Source organism: Emticicia sp., from assembly GCF_043780375.1.
Lineage (GTDB): Bacteria > Bacteroidota > Bacteroidia > Cytophagales > Spirosomataceae > Emticicia.
This window is the reverse complement of the sequence record NZ_JAYWCU010000189.1, coordinates 1-15,329: the sequence shown is the minus strand read 5'-3', so window position 1 is coordinate 15,329 and position 15,329 is coordinate 1. Positions and strand designations below refer to the sequence as shown.

Below are 15,329 nucleotides of genomic sequence, written 5' to 3'. Positions count from 1 at the left end.
GCGATCTAAAATTTTTACAAGGTATCAAATCTAACGAAAAAACTAATACTTTTGTTGAGAGAATATTTGAAATAAAGATAAAATGAAGGTTTTTGTCTGCCAATCATCCAAACAAAATTATTATTTTTTGTCTATTTCACGAATTCACTACTCTATCTTTGTATAAAAAGACGTAGAATTCGTCATTAACGATGCAAGCCCCTTTAGAAATACTACAAGAATTTTGGCATTACGATTCGTTCAGACCATTACAAGAAGACATTATCAATTCTGTTTTGTCCGGAAAAGATACGCTTGCTTTGATGCCAACGGGAGGCGGGAAATCTATTTGTTTTCAAGTACCTGCTTTGGCAATGGAGGGTGTTTGTATTGTCATTACGCCTTTAGTGGCTTTGATGAAAGACCAAGTTGAGCAACTAAAAAGACGAGGAATTAAAGCAGCAGCCATTTATTCGGGAATGCACCGCAACGAAATTGACTATACACTTGATAATTTTGTTTATGGCGATTACAAGTTTCTCTATGTTTCGCCCGAGCGACTGCTGACCGAAATCATGCAGGTTCGTACCAAATTGATGAAAGTTTGTTTGCTTGTCATTGACGAAGCTCACTGTATTTCGCAATGGGGTTATGATTTTCGCCCGCCTTATTTGAAAATCCCAGAGTTCCGGAAATTTATTCCTAATGTTCCTATTATTGCATTGACGGCAACGGCAACAAAGGAAGCTCAACAAGATATTATTCAGAAGCTTGAACTTATAAAAGTACAAGTTTTTCAACAAAGCTTTGCTCGTCCAAGTATCTCATACTCAACTTTTTGTGAAGAAAGTAAAGAACGAAAATTGTTTGATATTCTTCAAAAAGTACAAGGTTCGGCAATTGTTTATGTGCGTAGTCGCAAACGAACAAAAGAGATTTCGGATTGGTTGAATAGAAGCAGAATCAACTCGGATTTTTATCATGCAGGATTAACAAATCAGGAGCGTTTCAAAAAACAAGATGCTTGGCTAAAAAATCAACAGAGGGTGATTGTTGCCACCAATGCTTTTGGCATGGGCATCGACAAACCCGATGTGCGAGTAGTGGTACATCTTGATTTGCCTGAAAACTTGGAAGCTTATTATCAAGAAGCTGGGCGGGCAGGGCGTGATGGCAGGAAATCTTATGCTGTAATGCTTTATTATAAAGGCGATTTGGAAGATATTTCTAAGCAAATTGAGCAAAAATATCCCTCTGTTGAAAGCCTCCGAAGGGTTTATCAGGCGTTGGCAAACTATTATAAATTAGCAATTGGTGGAGAAAATTTTGAAAGTTACGATTTTGATTTTCAGGAATTTATCAGCACTTTTGGGCTCGTTGCCCACGATACTCACAATGCCCTAAAAAAACTCGAAGATGAAGGGTTAATTCAATTAAGTGAGTCTTATTACAGCCCATCGAAATTGTTTTTCAAGATGGATAACCACGAATTGTATAAATTTCAAATAAAAACACCCAACTACGATAAGTTTACCAAGGTTTTACTACGAATGTACGGCGGCGATTTATTTACGAACTATATCACTATTTCGGAAAGTGCGATTGGCACAAACTTCTTCGCTCAGCCTTCCGAAATAGAAAAAATGCTCGAATACCTTCAACAAGTAGGCGTAGTAACTTATCAAAAACAAAAAAACAAGCCACAACTCACCTTCCTCACCATACGACAAGATGCCAATAATCTGGCTATCAATATTGTAGAAATGCACCGACGCAAGAAAAAAGAAATTGATAAAGCGGCATCAGTAGTTCAATACGCTCAAGAAGATAGGCGGTGTCGGATGCAGTTTTTGCAGGAATATTTTGATGAATACACAAACGCTACCTGTGGTATTTGTGATAATTGTTTGAAACAAAAAAAGAAAGAGGTTGCAGCCGATGTACCGATTGAAATTTATTCCAAATATCGACAAAAAATATTAGAAATTATTCCTGCAAATATCAGCCAAGTAGTTGATTATAAATATTTTAACAATAAATCGTATGCAACCGAAGTTATTCGTCGAATGATTGAAAACGAAGAAATTTGGTACAGCGAATTAGGTATTTTACAAAAAAAATAAGCGTGGAGTCAACAGAGCAATGTTCGCTTTCGAGAACCACACCCCATAAACCTTCTCTCTTGAAAAAGACAAGGAGACTTGAAAAATGACAAACTTTACACACATAGATTCAGCAGGAAACCCATCAATGGTTGATGTAGGCGAAAAAGCCATCACAAAGCGAACTGCTAAGGCAAGAAGCATTGTGATTTTGGACGAAATTATTTTAGAAAGACTCAAAAATGATGAAATCCACACAAAAAAGGGGCCTGTTTTTCAGACCGCAATAATTGCGGGCGTAATGGCAGCCAAACGCACAGGCGACCTGATTCCACTTTGTCACCCTTTAGGCTTAGAAAACTGCCAAATCAATATTTTTTTGAATGAAAAGCAAGAAGTTATCATCGAATGTATGGCATCTCTCACAGGAAAAACAGGTATCGAAATGGAAGCCTTGACTGGTGCAAGTGTAGCAGCTTTGACAATTTATGACATGTGCAAAGCGTTTTCGCATAATATTATTATCAAAGAAACTCGTTTGATAGAAAAAACTGGCGGCAAAAAAGATTTTAAATTAGAGGAATTGTGAACTGCCTAATTTTGATAGGAGGGAAAAGTTCTCGTATGGGAACAGACAAAAGTTTGCTTGATTATCACGGCAAACCACAGCGAGAATATTTGTTTGATTTAGCAAAAAACTACTGTTCGGAGGTTTATTTTTCGTGCCGAGAAGAGCAAAAATTTTTTGAAAAAACAATCATTGATAACTATTCAGAACTTGGCCCCATTAGTGGAATTTTATCCGCTTTTGAGCATAATAAAAATGTAGCGTGGCTCGTGGTAGCGTGCGATATGCCTTTTCTCACTGAAACAAATTTTGAAGTTTTAATCAAAAATCGAAATAGTGATAAAGTAGCCACAACTTTCTTCAATAACCAAAACAATGCTCCCGACCCACTATTTGCCATCTATGAATCTAAAGCGGCTGATTTGATTTTAGAATATGTAAAGGCAGGCAACAAAAGCCCAAAAATATTTTTACAAAATGCTGATATTCAATTAATTAAATTAGAAAATGTTGCCTTTTTGAAAAACATAAATACAAAAGAAGAGTTTGATAAATTGAATAGACAATAGTTTTGTAAGAAAAAAATAATGTTGAAAACAATATTATATATTGCCCTATTGATAAGTATATCAAGTCATACTTTGCTTTGCCAAGTATTAAACGACCAATGCAATGGCCCCAATATCGGCTCGGGCAGTTTATATGCAGAAAAAATGATAGGTTGCGTACCTTTTACTCTTCGCATAATAAAAACAGACACCCAATCAAGGGAACATAAATTTATTTATGATTATAAAGGCGGTGTTCCTGCTAATCTAATAGATGAAAAAAGTCATACCTATACAACTCCTGGTGCATATAAAATCATGCAGACTTCATTTAGAAAAGACAATGGGCAAGAATTACGAGTTTGTGGCATCGTAACAGTTTTGGATACAAATAAATTGATATTGAAACCCAAAATTTGTGGAAATAAGGTCAGTTTAGATATAATTGATGGAAAAAAAATGGGTTTATTACCTTATGATTATTGTTTAATAGATTGGGGAGATGCTTCACCTATTGAAAAAACAAATCTTCCTTCTGCTACTATTTCTCATAATTACGCCAATCAAACCAGCAAAAAAATAACAGTAACGGGCCGCTATGAAGTAGATTTTTGTCCTACTAATAGTTCTGTTATAATAATTTTTCCTAAAGCAACTCAACCACAAATTACTGTTTTGGAGAAAACAGGAAAAGAAAATTTTAGCCTTAGTTTTAATAATCTTTCAGGCGAAAATATTAAAATTTTAGCTAATAATGTACCAATTAGCTCAAACAAAGGAGAAGTTGGTTTACAAAAAATTACTTTCACTAATCAAGCGAAAAATACTTGTTATGCTATCCAATTAGAAAGCACATGTTTTTCAAATAATATTTCAAAAGAGCTTTGTGATATTGATTTTGAAGTAAATCTTACAGAAATCGCCAACGAATTGAAGTGGAAGCAACCAAAACCCGACGTTATAGACAATTTTGTAGTACTCAAAAATAACGATAACAAACTCTCAACTAAGGGGAGTATTTATGCCGATACAACTATTAAATGTAACCAACAAAATTGTTATCAGATTAGCTTTCGCTCCAATGAATCATTGTTTATTTCTGAGAAAATTTGTGTTCAAAACTCTCTAATTAAGTGCTTTGTCAATATTCCAATATATTTACCATTAGCATTTAGTCCAAACAACGATGGAATTAATGACACTTTTGCCCTCATAGGCGAGCAAGATAACTTTATAAGCTTGTCAATTTATGACCATTTAGGAAAATTGATAACAATTATAACAAATCCGAATGATTCATGGAATGGAGAAAACTATTTATCAGGCATTTATCCTTATATTTTGAAGGTGAAAGATGTTAAAAACAATAGAGTTGAGGTATTGGGTAGAGTTTTGCTGTTGAGATGAATTTTTAAAACTAAATATTCGCTCATCAATTACGGCGTAGCCGAAACCCAAACTTCTCCATCTTCAAAAATTTCTTTTTTCCAAATTGGCACCGTTTCTTTTAGCGTATCAATAGCAAACTCGCAGGCATCGAAAGCTGCTCCACGATGTGCCGCTGATACAGCAATAATTACTGGAATTTCGCCAATTTCTAACATTCCAACTCGGTGATGAATAGCCATTTTTTTTAAAGAAAATTTTTCAACCGCTTGTGCTGCAATTTTTCTCATTTCGGCAATAGCCATTGGCTCATACGCCTCAAAATCAAGCTTTAGCACTGGTTTACCTTTTGTCTGATTACGAACAGTTCCAACAAAAACAACAATTCCACCCGAATCATCAGTTTTAACAAAATCAAGACAATTTTGCTCACTTAAGGTCTTGTCCGATAGTATTATTTCAATATTTTGCATCAATTCGACGTTGTAAAATTATAAACTCTCTGCCAATGCTGTTCTCTGTTTTTTGTATAATTCGATAGATTTATCAAGTAAAACATTCATTGAAAAAGGCATTTGAGTAGAAAGAATTCCCCCATAAATAGCACTGTCTATTTCTCGAAGTGCCTCTTCCAAGCGTTCGTTTGGCAAGTGGGTTATTATTTCTTTGCTTGTATAAGAAGAATAAGGACGTTTTTCAAGCCATTCTAAATGCTTTTTCCATAAAACTAATGCTTTGCCGATTGTTTTGTCGTCTAAAGTCGAGCGTGTATATTTCTTATAGTTTGTTAAAAAGTCTTTGTGCCTTCTTCCAAACAAAAATAGTTTGTATTGTTTCCTAATAAATCTACCAAAAAACGCATATATTAAGCTAATAAAGCCTAAAAAGCCAAATATATAAGCCAAAATCTCTGGATAATTTAATTGTTGATTTAAAGAGAGTAGCTTTGTATCAGTCTTTAATGACAAAGAATCTACACTCATTTTTATCATTTCTTTCAAGAAAATAGAGTCTGGGAAGGAAAAAATCGCCGTACAATCTCGTTTAGAAAGTAAATAAATGGGTAAATTAAGTTTTTGCGTTTTGGCAATATCGAAGGTAACCAACGTGTAAATCACACTATCGAGGCTATTGCCATTATTAGTTATGGTTGTAAAGTAATTTCGTCTAACTATTTCAAAAGGATAAAAATTATAGGTTGTATCAGGAAAAAAGACTTCGGCAAATGGTGCGTGATGGTAACTGAGAGCATAGTCGAACGGTCGTCCGAGTTCAACGCTATCAGTCAGAAATTTTCCAATTGGAATATTGTTTATGGGAACACCAACCGTAGGTTTTTGGGCAGAACCATGACTAATTATCAATAAAAAATTAATAATCAAAACAACAAGAAACTTGGCAAGCGGCATGCCGCCCAGCGAAACGCCTACTTTTGATACTCGGAACGCCGACCGTTGATAATTATTCACTGATTTATTTTCTGATTCTAAATAACTGTATAAGTCTCGGCACATAATCTTCTCTTGAATCAATCGCTAAATAATTGGCATTGTGTTGTTTACATAAAGTTTCTAAACGTTGTTGGTTATCCTCAAAAACTTCCCTCATTTCACGTTTAAAAGTCGGCGAAGAAGTATTCAACCAAACCGTTCGTTTACTTTCTTTGTCTAAAATAGGAATAATTCCTAAACTTGGCAGTTTTATTTCTCGTTGGTCATAGACATGAATTACTACTAAATCGTGTTTTCGTGCTAAAGCTTTAAGTTTATGCTCATAATCATTGTCCAAAAAATCTGAAATAAGAATAATGACACTTTTACGTCTGAGCATATTTAAGGCAAAACCAATTGCTGAGGGAATATCAGTTTTTTGTGAAACAGGCTTCATTTTAAATAAACTTAAAATTAACTCATAGCCATGTTTCATACCGCTGCTTGGCTTGAAATAGAGTTCTTTTTGGTCTGAAAAGCAATAAAGACCTACATGCCCCGCCTCTTTTATAGCAGAAAGTGATAAAACACCACAAATTTCCTTGGCAGTATCCAGTTTCAAACGCCCATTATTCCCTACTTCTTGCGAACCACTTACATCAAGCATAAAAAAGACAGTCTGTTCTTTTTCTTCCTTAAAAATCTTCACATAAGCTCCGTGTCCTTTGGCGGTTGTTATCCAGTCAATTGTACGGACATCATCGCCATATTGATAGGTACGCAAATCGCTAAACTCCAAGCCAGAGCCTTTAAAAACCGAACGAAAATTGCCTTGCATTTGACCATTTACCGCTTTTCGTATTTTAATTTCGTACTTATTGAGTTTAGAAAGTATATCTTCGACCATTTTTTTAGTATAAAGTGTAGAACGCAGAATGTAGCGTGTAAAGCCCAAATTCTGCACCCTATATTTAATCTGAGCGATTAACAAACTTTAACGCACCAACTTTATCAGTTTTTTCCGTAATTTGTTACTTAATCTGAAAACGAAGATAAAGTGAAAATGCTGACAAAAAAAATATTCTTACCTTTAGGCATAATTTTAGCAATAATTGCTTGTACCAATACTCTCACTGCACCTGACAATGTAATTGATGAACAAACAATGTCAAAAATTTTGGCTGATATTCACTTAATAGAAGCAAAATCGAGCCGATTATCTTTCCAAGCGTACGACTCTACCAAAGTTGCTTATAACGAATTGGAACGCCGTGTGATGGTAAAATATAAAACCGATACAACTCGTTATAAAGCAAGTTACAAATTTTATGTTACAAATCCCGAATCAATGATTAGGATTTATGATGAAACTCTAAAGATTTTGAAAGATATGGAGGAGAAAAGAAAAAAACTACGCAAATAATTTATTAAAAATATCGAGTAATTCCTAAAACCCAAAATCCATTGAAAGAAAATATTGTTATAATACCGACCTACAATGAAATCGAAAATATTGAAGACATTATCAGAAAGGTTATGAGCCTTGATGCCGACTTTGATATTTTAATAATTGATGATGGCTCGCCCGATGGTACTGCCGTGAAAATCAAGTCGTTACAAAAAGAATTTCCTGAAAAATTATATATTGAAGAACGAAGTGGAAAGTTGGGTTTAGGCACCGCTTATATTCATGGTTTCGGATGGGCATTGAAACGTGGCTATGAATTTATTTATGAAATGGATGCTGATTTCTCGCATAATCCCGAAGATTTAGTTCGACTTTTCAAAGCCTGTAAAGTTGACGGTTTCGATGTTGCGGTTGGTTCTCGGTATATCAAAGGTGTAAACGTTGTCAATTGGCCTATTGGTCGAGTTTTGATGTCATATTTTGCAGGAGTTTATGTAAGATTTATCACAGGTATGAAAATAATGGACCCAACAGCGGGTTTTATTTGCTACCAAAGAGCAGTGCTACAAACGATTCCGCTTGATAAAATTGCTTTTGTAGGTTACGCTTTTCAGATTGAAATGAAATTCAATGCTTTTCTCTACAAATTTAATATTACAGAAGTACCCATTATTTTCACTGACCGCACAAGAGGCGTTTCAAAAATGTCCACCAAGATTTTCCGTGAAGCAGTTCTTGGTGTAATCATTATGAAGATTTGGAGTTGGTTTAAGAGTTTTAAGCGGTAAAATCCATAGTCCACCATTCCACAGTTGGCAGTTCACAAGTTTTCAATCTAAAAAACAACAAAAACCCCGCTCAAAATTTTATTTTTGAGCGGGGTTTTTATTTTACTACTGTGTACTTATTGACTATCGACTAAAATCAATTCTTCAACGCCATTCCTTTTTGTTGAATCGCATCATTCATTACGTTGACAGTTTCGTTCAAATAAACGTCTTTCTTCAAGTATTTTAACCAAAAATCGTTTCTATCTTTTTTCAACGAATCAGAATTGATGATTGTCAAATCACTTGCTATGTTTGCAACAGACAAATCATCTTTCGTTTGTGTCAGACCACGTACTTTGGTCGAAATGTCTTTTATTTCTTTCAACTGAGCTTTATAATTTTTCAATTCCAACGAACGAGCCGTTTTGCGATTATCAGCCAAAACATTAGTGTTATCTTTTATTTGCGTAAAGACATCGTTTGCCGCCAAACGTTCCTTGCTTTTTTGTTGTAAAGCTGTCAAATCTGGGGCAATTGTCCAAGTTTGGTAATTTGCTTTTGGCATTTCGTCCCAAACAAGAGCATTTGGATCATCTCTTTCACTAATTTTATAAGCTTCGTAAAGACCTGTCAAAACGATGTCAGATTCTACTCCTTTGAGTTGTGTTGCACCGCCATTTACTCTATAATATTTTTGCAAAGTCAAATGTACTGCTCCCAAATCTCCTGCACCGCTTCCTGTGCCATTACCACCCAAAGGGAAGGCTCTTTGTACAGTACCTTTTCCAAAAGTTGAAGATGAGCCAACTACAATTCCACGCTTATAATCTTGAATAGCCGAAGCAAAAATTTCAGATGCCGACGCACTACGCTCGTTTACCATCACCACCAAAGGACCATCATAAAGCACCGAAGCATCGTTATCGCCCATTTGTGAAGGGCGACCCTCACGGTCACGAATTTGCACAACTGGCCCTGTTTTGATAAACAAACCAACCATATTTACTACTTCTTGTAAACTTCCACCGCCATTATCTCTAATATCTAAAATTATTCCATCTACGCCCTCGGCTTTCAATCTTGTTACTTCTTTTGCTACGTCTTGCGAACAACGAGCAGCTTGTGGGCGTTGAAAATCGGCATAAAAAGCTGGTAAATCTATTAAGCCTATTTTGTATTTTCCGCTGTTGATAACTACACTACGAGCAAACGTTTCATCTAATTTTAATTCCGCACGAATCATCGAAACTGTTTTTAGCGTTCCATCGGGTTTCTGTACCGTAATTTTTACTTCTGTGCCTTCTGCTCCTCTGATTAACATTACGGCATCGGTCGTTGTATAGCCAGTTATATCTTCGGCTTCACCTGTGGCTTGCCCAACTTTTACGATATAATCATTTGCTTGAATCTCGCCCGATTTCCATGCTGGGCCACCAGTTGTTACAGTCTTGATTTTTATTTTATCGTCTTCTTGCTGCAATAAAGCACCGATTCCAAAGAAACGCCCACTTAATCTTTCATCAAAAGAACGTTTTTCAACGGGTGGAAAAAAATCAGTATGTGGGTCCATTTCGTTGGTAATTGCCCCAACAAACAAAGCAAAGCGTTGATTTTCATCAAATTTATTTCGCAAACGGTCAAAATATTTGTCCAATGCTTTTTTTACTTTCATACGTGCATCACGCTCCAATTCTTGGTCAGACTTAGCTACAAAATCTTTTTTTTCTTTGTTTTTTTCTTGTTGTTCTTGCAAATCATTATACCTTTCGAGGGTTTGCAATTTTAGGTATTTTCTCCAACGGTCTTTCTTTTCTGTTTCGTTTGAAGCGAAACCAATTTTATCGGGGTCTAATTCAAACGTTTCATCTTTAGTAAACTCAAAGGGTTTTTCAATAAATTGTTTGTAAATTTCCTCTGCTTCGGTAATACGATTTTTATAAATCTCTTCCGAAGAGTTGAAAAACTGTAAAGGTGCTCCATGAATTTCGTCATCAATCATGGTTTCGTGCTTGCGAAGTTTAATAATATCTTTTTCTAATAAAATTCGCTTACTTGGGTCAAGACGTTTTAGGTATTCAGCAAAAATTTCTTTTGAAAAATTATCATCAATTTTCTTAGGACTATAATGCCCTTGTTCGAGCATTGCCCCTACTGTACGAAGAATTATCTCATTTTTGGTTGGCGGGTCCTCATTTAGAGGTGTTGCGGCAACGAAAACAGTAGCAATTACTATACTAAAAAATGCTGAATACAATAAACTTAGCTTTTTCATATTTTTAACTTTGGTATAAAGGTGTTAAAGTAAATGTAAAAAGAACAATACAAATGAAAAAATGTTTCTATAAAACATCACATACATTATGTACGAAAAAAAAATGCTTTACAGTTGAAAGCAAAAATCTATCCAGTTTATTAACGAGCAAAAAGTGTATAAATTTCGAGAAAAAGCTAAAATATGATAAATGGATGATTTTAGTGATGTAGCACAACTTTGCAAACTGTGTCTATTTGGAAAATTGTGCTACAAAAATTGCAAAGTAGTTTCTAAACTCACACCCCTTGAGCCTTTTATTAGAATATATGAGTTATGTAATTGCTTGTCTATAAGCCAATTATGCAACGAAAATTTATCGGTGAAATAAAAAGCATTTGGCAATGCCACAAGTGCAGAAGCCATTAGTTCGCCAAAGAGAACAACTAAAGGAAAATCTCCATTTGCAATTAATTCTCCTATTGCTTGGTGTTCGGCAGGAGCCTCTTCGCCCAATTCGAGCATATCGCCCAAAATCACTACTTTTTGCTTGTTAGTTTTTAGATTACTAAAATTCTGAATTGAAGCTGACATCGACGATGGATTGGCATTATAAGCATCGAGCAATATACTATTTGTGCCTTTTTCGAGAATTTGTGAGCGATTATTATCAGGATTATATTCGGCAACCGCTTGATTTGCTAAATCTGAGGGTACTCCAAAATATTTTCCTATTGCTAACGCTGCGGCAATATTTTCAAAATTATATGAGCCTGGCAAATGCGTTGTGTAGGTTTTATCATTTCCAGAAAAGATAACCACGGGCGAATCTTGAAGCATAACAACCTCACCGTTTGCAGCCAAATAATCGAACCTTTCTTTAAATTTTCGGGCAGATGCCATGCCTATAATTACTTCGCTATTGGCATTAACAAAAGTTGTTCCACCCGATTTTTCTAAGAAATCGAATAGTTCGCCTTTACCTTTTTTTACACCTTCAATTCCGCCAAAACCTTCCAAGTGAGCTTTGCCAACATTGGTGATAAAACCATGCGTAGGTTCACAAATATTGCATAAATCTCGAATTTCACCTTGGTGATTTGCTCCCATTTCTATAACTGCAATTTCATAGCTTTCGTCAATTCCGAGCAAAGTAAGTGGTACACCTATATGATTATTGAGGTTTCCTTTAGTATAATATGTTTTGAATTTTTTTGACAAAACTGCCGCTACCAACTCTTTTGAAGTAGTTTTTCCATTAGAACCAGTCATTCCTACAAATGGAATATCGAAGTGTTGGCGGTGAAGATTAGCTAATTTTTGTAACGTATAAAGTACATCGTCGACCAAAATACAACGCTTATCGGTGGCATAAGCTGCTTCGTCAATTATTACATATTTTGCACCCTTAGTAATGGCTTCTTTAGCAAACGAATTAGCATTGAATTTATCACCTTTTAAGGCAAAAAACATAACATTTTCTCCGATTTTACGAGTATCGGTCGAAATTCCTGAGCAGGTTTTAAATTTTTGGTAGAGTTCGGCAATTGACATATTACAGATAAATTATTCTATAAATTTTCTGCAAATTTAATGTTGTTTTGCTTACTTTAACTCATTTGTTAATGTAAATAATCAATCCGACGAAATATATAAAAGATTGGTCTTAATTTCTTTAACCTACTCAGAAAATAAAAAATCACAAAGCCGCTTTCAAAAAGCCACTTTGTGATTCCTATGATTCTGAACTCTATGTATTATGCTAAAGTGGCTATCAAGGTAATTTCGGCAGTAAATAGCTTTGAAATTGGACATTTTGCTTTGGCCGCCAAAGCTGCTTCTTGAAATTGCTTATCGGTGATGTTTGGAATTGTTGCCGTTAAATCTAAATGAATATTTGTAATTGTTCCATCTTCAAACAAAACCTTTGCATTAGTATCAATATTTTCAGCAGTAAAACCTGACTCATTTAAGATAAAGCTAAATTGCATTGAAAAACAACCTGCATGTGCCGCTCCAATCAATTCTTCTGGGTTTGTTCCAACGCCATCAGCGAAGCGGGTTTTGAATGATAATTGAGCTTTATCTAAAGTTGTGCTTTGTGTAGAAACTGTTCCTATACCTTCCATTCCTGTACCTTTCCAATTTGCCGATGCTTGTCTTGTAAATTTCATATTTTTATTTTTTTTAATACTTATTTATTGATTACCCAACAAAGGTCTGCATGAAAAGCCACAAAAACTTTAACCAAAGTTAAAATCGTTAAAGAGGGTTATTATTTTTCAGAAATTCTTTTTCTAATCCGACTCAATGATGGCCCTTGAATGCCCAGATAAGAAGATATATGATAAAGTGGAACCGTATTCATAATATCGGGATGCTGGGTTAGCAAGTCTAAATATCGTTGTTCGGGAGTTTGAAAAAGTAAACTTTCTGTACGGTTAAGGGCAAGATTTGAGGCTTGTTCGGCAATTAGCCTTCCAAATCGCTCCCATTCGTGCGACTGGCGATAAAGGGCAGTTAACTTATCAAAATGAATATAAATCACTTTTGAAGCAAGCATCGACTGGGTATAATAATGACATGGAATTTGGTTGATAAAACTTGCGTACGAAACTACGATTTGATTGTTGGTATAGAAAAAAATATTTTTTTCATCAGCTGATTTTTTATCTAAATAATAGGTTCTAAAAACCCCATCTATTACAAAACCTAAGTGTTTACAAACCTGCTGATAATCATTATAAAAATCTCCTTTTTTGTAGGTCTTTACTTGCCAATATTGCTCCGATAGATTGAAAGTTTCGCTACTCATCCCAGTAAATATTTGCAAAGCATCTTTTAATAATTCAACTTCGGTCATATATTTTATTGTTTACAGCAAATATGGATAACGATTTTTGATTAAACAAGATTTGTTTTTAAACAAAAATGCCGTCTTAAAATAAGACGGCTTTTTGAATACAACCCTAACCACTATGATATAGTAAAATCTATTTTTGAGAAGCTCTAAAAGCCTCAATTATGCTGATATTTATAAGCATTTTTCCATGCTTTTTTTGTAGAAACCGAACTATAAAGCCATTTTATTGAAAATCTAATAGCATTTGTTAAAACTCTACCCAATTTAGTTAGCTGAAAAAGTTCGTATATTCCGAGTACCAATAGAGCGGTAATTAGGAAAATTTGTGCTTGATAAACCATGACTTTGTTTATTTAGTTTCTGAACAATACGATTATAAAATTCTAAGTCCTAAAGTAGCTTGAATCCAAGCATTTTTGTAACGAGGGTTTGTTGATGTTCCGTCACCATTATTATTCTGAACATCCCACCCAGCTCTTGCACCAATCACAACTTTTTTTATATTTACATCAATACCGCTTACAAGACACAAGGTATTTTTGCGAATATTGTCATTTTTAAATTCGTTTTGCTGTTCAATAGTTGTTAATGAATTGGCAAATACATCCTTTTGCTTCATCAAGTAAGAATATTGAGGACCAACATACAAAGTCAACAAATTAGTTGGTTTGATTGAAATCAATAATGGAATATCAATATAATCTGTTGTACGAGTAAGGTTATATGTGCTACCCAAAAATGTACCTGTTTGCTTATATCCTTTCTGTGAAAACAATATTTCAGGCTGAATACCTAAAAACTTTCCAATGGGTATTGCAAAAAATACTCCTCCTGCTAATCCAAATTTTCCTTCCGCATCAAATTTATCGCCTTGTGAATCATAAATATTTGAGTAGTTTGTACCTACTTTCAATCCAAACTGAAATTTTTTACGAAAATCTGTGTTGTTTTCTTGAGCAATGCTATTATTGGCTATAAGAGCGATTATCGCTACAGCTAAAAATATTTTTTTCATGTTTTATAGTAAAAGTTGTGTGTTGTAACGTACCACCATCCACTTTTTTTTGGAAGTCACTTGACGTTTTTGACTGTCAAATCTTTAAATGCTTTACCAAGTTCGTCCATATCACGGTTAAATTCTATTTTGAATTTTTCCCAGTTCTCTTTTCCGTCTTGCTTATAATCATCTAATCTCCTTTTCAAGTCAGTATTTTTTTGTTCCAATTCAGCTATTTTTTGTTTGTAAGCACCTTGAGCTTGTTTTTTTTCAGTAGCTATTCTTTCGTTAAACTCCTTAATGCTTAATTCATTAGCCGAAATTTTTTCTGCTGTTTCTCTTTTATAACTTTCTACCTCTGTTAAATATTCATCATTGGCCTTTTGCAAGTCTTTATTTGCTTCTTCAACATCTGTTTTTGCGTCTTCTACTTTTTCAGAAGGAGAACTACTATTACAACTCGTTACGATTGTGGCTGTAATAAATGTAAATACTGCCAGTGCTACTATTGTCTTTTTCATTTTTTGTTTTCTTTGAGGATTTGAAACTAAATTATTATATGGTATTTTATAATCCAGAAATAAGTTTATGTAACTCTTCTTTGGTTCTGCCAAGTTTTGCTTGAAGTCTGCTCAACATTTGGTCTTGTTTACCTTCAGCAAATAATAGGTCGTCATTGTTAAGCATAGCAAATTTTTGTTTCAATTTCCCTTTCGTCTCGTTCCAATTTCCTTTTAAAGCAATTTGATTTGTCATACATTTTTACGTTATAATGATTACCATTATTTATATGACAAAGGTCAATATTCTTTAAATCAGATGTGTTACACAATATTTAGAATAAGTTATATGATTCACACATTTTTAGGAAAATTTAAGTTACTTCATGCATTTATTATCACATCAGTTTTGATTTTAGTATTTTCACTTTTAAAACCGTACACAAAATTGTATAGCTGATAAAAGGTGATTAATTTTAAAATGTCCTGACTTTATCCATCTCAAACCAATCTGAAAAAGGCTGATG

The 15,329-nt window shown here is 34.4% G+C and carries 17 protein-coding genes; 6 read left to right on the top strand and 11 right to left on the bottom strand.

Features of this window, described 5'->3' with window-relative positions; translation table 11 throughout:
- Positions 1-191 precede the first annotated feature (191 nt).
- The 4 genes from ACH2CJ_RS15265 to ACH2CJ_RS15250 all read left to right on the top strand — a co-directional run bounded on the left by ACH2CJ_RS15265 (position 192) and on the right by ACH2CJ_RS15250 (position 4,604).
- Complete coding sequence (locus tag ACH2CJ_RS15265) at positions 192-2,102, top strand: ATP-dependent DNA helicase RecQ (RefSeq protein WP_394993813.1); 1,911 nt, start codon at positions 192-194, stop codon at positions 2,100-2,102.
- An 85-nt stretch (positions 2,103-2,187) separates the two neighbouring features.
- A complete protein-coding gene (moaC, locus tag ACH2CJ_RS15260; RefSeq protein ID WP_394993812.1) occupies positions 2,188-2,670 on the top strand; it encodes a cyclic pyranopterin monophosphate synthase MoaC in 483 nt (160 codons plus the stop codon).
- Positions 2,667-3,218, top strand: coding sequence for an NTP transferase domain-containing protein (locus ACH2CJ_RS15255; RefSeq protein WP_394993811.1), 552 nt, complete (start codon positions 2,667-2,669; stop codon positions 3,216-3,218). Before moaC ends, ACH2CJ_RS15255 begins: the two co-directional genes overlap by 4 nt.
- Positions 3,219-3,236: 18 nt before the next feature.
- Positions 3,237-4,604 carry a gliding motility-associated C-terminal domain-containing protein gene (locus ACH2CJ_RS15250; protein WP_394993810.1) on the top strand — a complete coding sequence of 456 codons (1,368 nt, stop codon included), beginning with the start codon at positions 3,237-3,239 and terminating at the stop codon, positions 4,602-4,604.
- A gap of 29 nt (positions 4,605-4,633) precedes the next feature.
- On the opposite strand, the gene ACH2CJ_RS15245 is transcribed toward ACH2CJ_RS15250, so the two are convergent.
- From ACH2CJ_RS15245 to ACH2CJ_RS15235, 3 genes are read right to left on the bottom strand one after another with little or no spacing between them, the layout of a single operon-like run.
- Positions 4,634-5,056: a molybdenum cofactor biosynthesis protein MoaE gene (locus ACH2CJ_RS15245; RefSeq protein WP_394993809.1), complete on the bottom strand. Its 423-nt coding sequence runs from the start codon at positions 5,054-5,056 to the stop codon at positions 4,634-4,636.
- Between the two features lie 18 nt (positions 5,057-5,074).
- On the bottom strand, positions 5,075-6,052 hold the full coding sequence (locus ACH2CJ_RS15240; protein WP_394993808.1) for a hypothetical protein: 978 nt from the start codon (positions 6,050-6,052) through the stop codon (positions 5,075-5,077).
- A gap of 4 nt (positions 6,053-6,056) precedes the next feature.
- On the bottom strand, positions 6,057-6,920 hold the full coding sequence (locus ACH2CJ_RS15235) for a DUF58 domain-containing protein (protein ID WP_394993807.1): 864 nt from the start codon (positions 6,918-6,920) through the stop codon (positions 6,057-6,059).
- A gap of 156 nt (positions 6,921-7,076) precedes the next feature.
- Between ACH2CJ_RS15235 and ACH2CJ_RS15230 the strand changes: the two genes are divergently transcribed.
- A complete protein-coding gene (locus ACH2CJ_RS15230; protein WP_394993806.1) occupies positions 7,077-7,436 on the top strand; it encodes a DUF4296 domain-containing protein in 360 nt (119 codons plus the stop codon).
- Between the two features lie 41 nt (positions 7,437-7,477).
- Complete coding sequence (locus tag ACH2CJ_RS15225) at positions 7,478-8,209, top strand: polyprenol monophosphomannose synthase (RefSeq protein WP_394993805.1); 732 nt, start codon at positions 7,478-7,480, stop codon at positions 8,207-8,209.
- A gap of 136 nt (positions 8,210-8,345) precedes the next feature.
- On the opposite strand, the gene ACH2CJ_RS15220 is transcribed toward ACH2CJ_RS15225, so the two are convergent.
- From ACH2CJ_RS15220 to ACH2CJ_RS15185, 8 genes are all read right to left on the bottom strand, one after another.
- Positions 8,346-10,463, bottom strand: coding sequence for a carboxy terminal-processing peptidase (locus tag ACH2CJ_RS15220; protein ID WP_394993804.1), 2,118 nt, complete (start codon positions 10,461-10,463; stop codon positions 8,346-8,348).
- Between the two features lie 249 nt (positions 10,464-10,712).
- On the bottom strand, positions 10,713-11,996 hold the full coding sequence (murF, locus tag ACH2CJ_RS15215) for a UDP-N-acetylmuramoyl-tripeptide--D-alanyl-D-alanine ligase (protein WP_394993803.1): 1,284 nt from the start codon (positions 11,994-11,996) through the stop codon (positions 10,713-10,715).
- 203 nt (positions 11,997-12,199) lie between these two features.
- Positions 12,200-12,616 carry an OsmC family protein gene (locus ACH2CJ_RS15210; RefSeq protein ID WP_394993802.1) on the bottom strand — a complete coding sequence of 139 codons (417 nt, stop codon included), beginning with the start codon at positions 12,614-12,616 and terminating at the stop codon, positions 12,200-12,202.
- 101 nt (positions 12,617-12,717) lie between these two features.
- Positions 12,718-13,305, bottom strand: coding sequence for a Crp/Fnr family transcriptional regulator (locus tag ACH2CJ_RS15205; protein WP_394993801.1), 588 nt, complete (start codon positions 13,303-13,305; stop codon positions 12,718-12,720).
- A 155-nt stretch (positions 13,306-13,460) separates the two neighbouring features.
- Entirely contained in the window at positions 13,461-13,646 is a 186-nt protein-coding gene (locus tag ACH2CJ_RS15200; protein ID WP_394993800.1) for a hypothetical protein, read from the bottom strand.
- Between the two features lie 32 nt (positions 13,647-13,678).
- Positions 13,679-14,320, bottom strand: a complete 642-nt coding sequence (locus ACH2CJ_RS15195) for a porin family protein (RefSeq protein ID WP_394993799.1) — start codon at positions 14,318-14,320, stop codon at positions 13,679-13,681.
- A gap of 56 nt (positions 14,321-14,376) precedes the next feature.
- On the bottom strand, positions 14,377-14,823 hold the full coding sequence (locus ACH2CJ_RS15190) for a hypothetical protein (protein WP_394993798.1): 447 nt from the start codon (positions 14,821-14,823) through the stop codon (positions 14,377-14,379).
- Positions 14,824-14,869: 46 nt separating this feature from the next.
- The gene (locus ACH2CJ_RS15185; RefSeq protein WP_394993797.1) at positions 14,870-15,058 is read right to left on the bottom strand and encodes a CsbD family protein; all 189 of its coding nucleotides are present in this window, start codon (positions 15,056-15,058) and stop codon (positions 14,870-14,872) included.
- Positions 15,059-15,329: the final 271 nt, after the last annotated feature.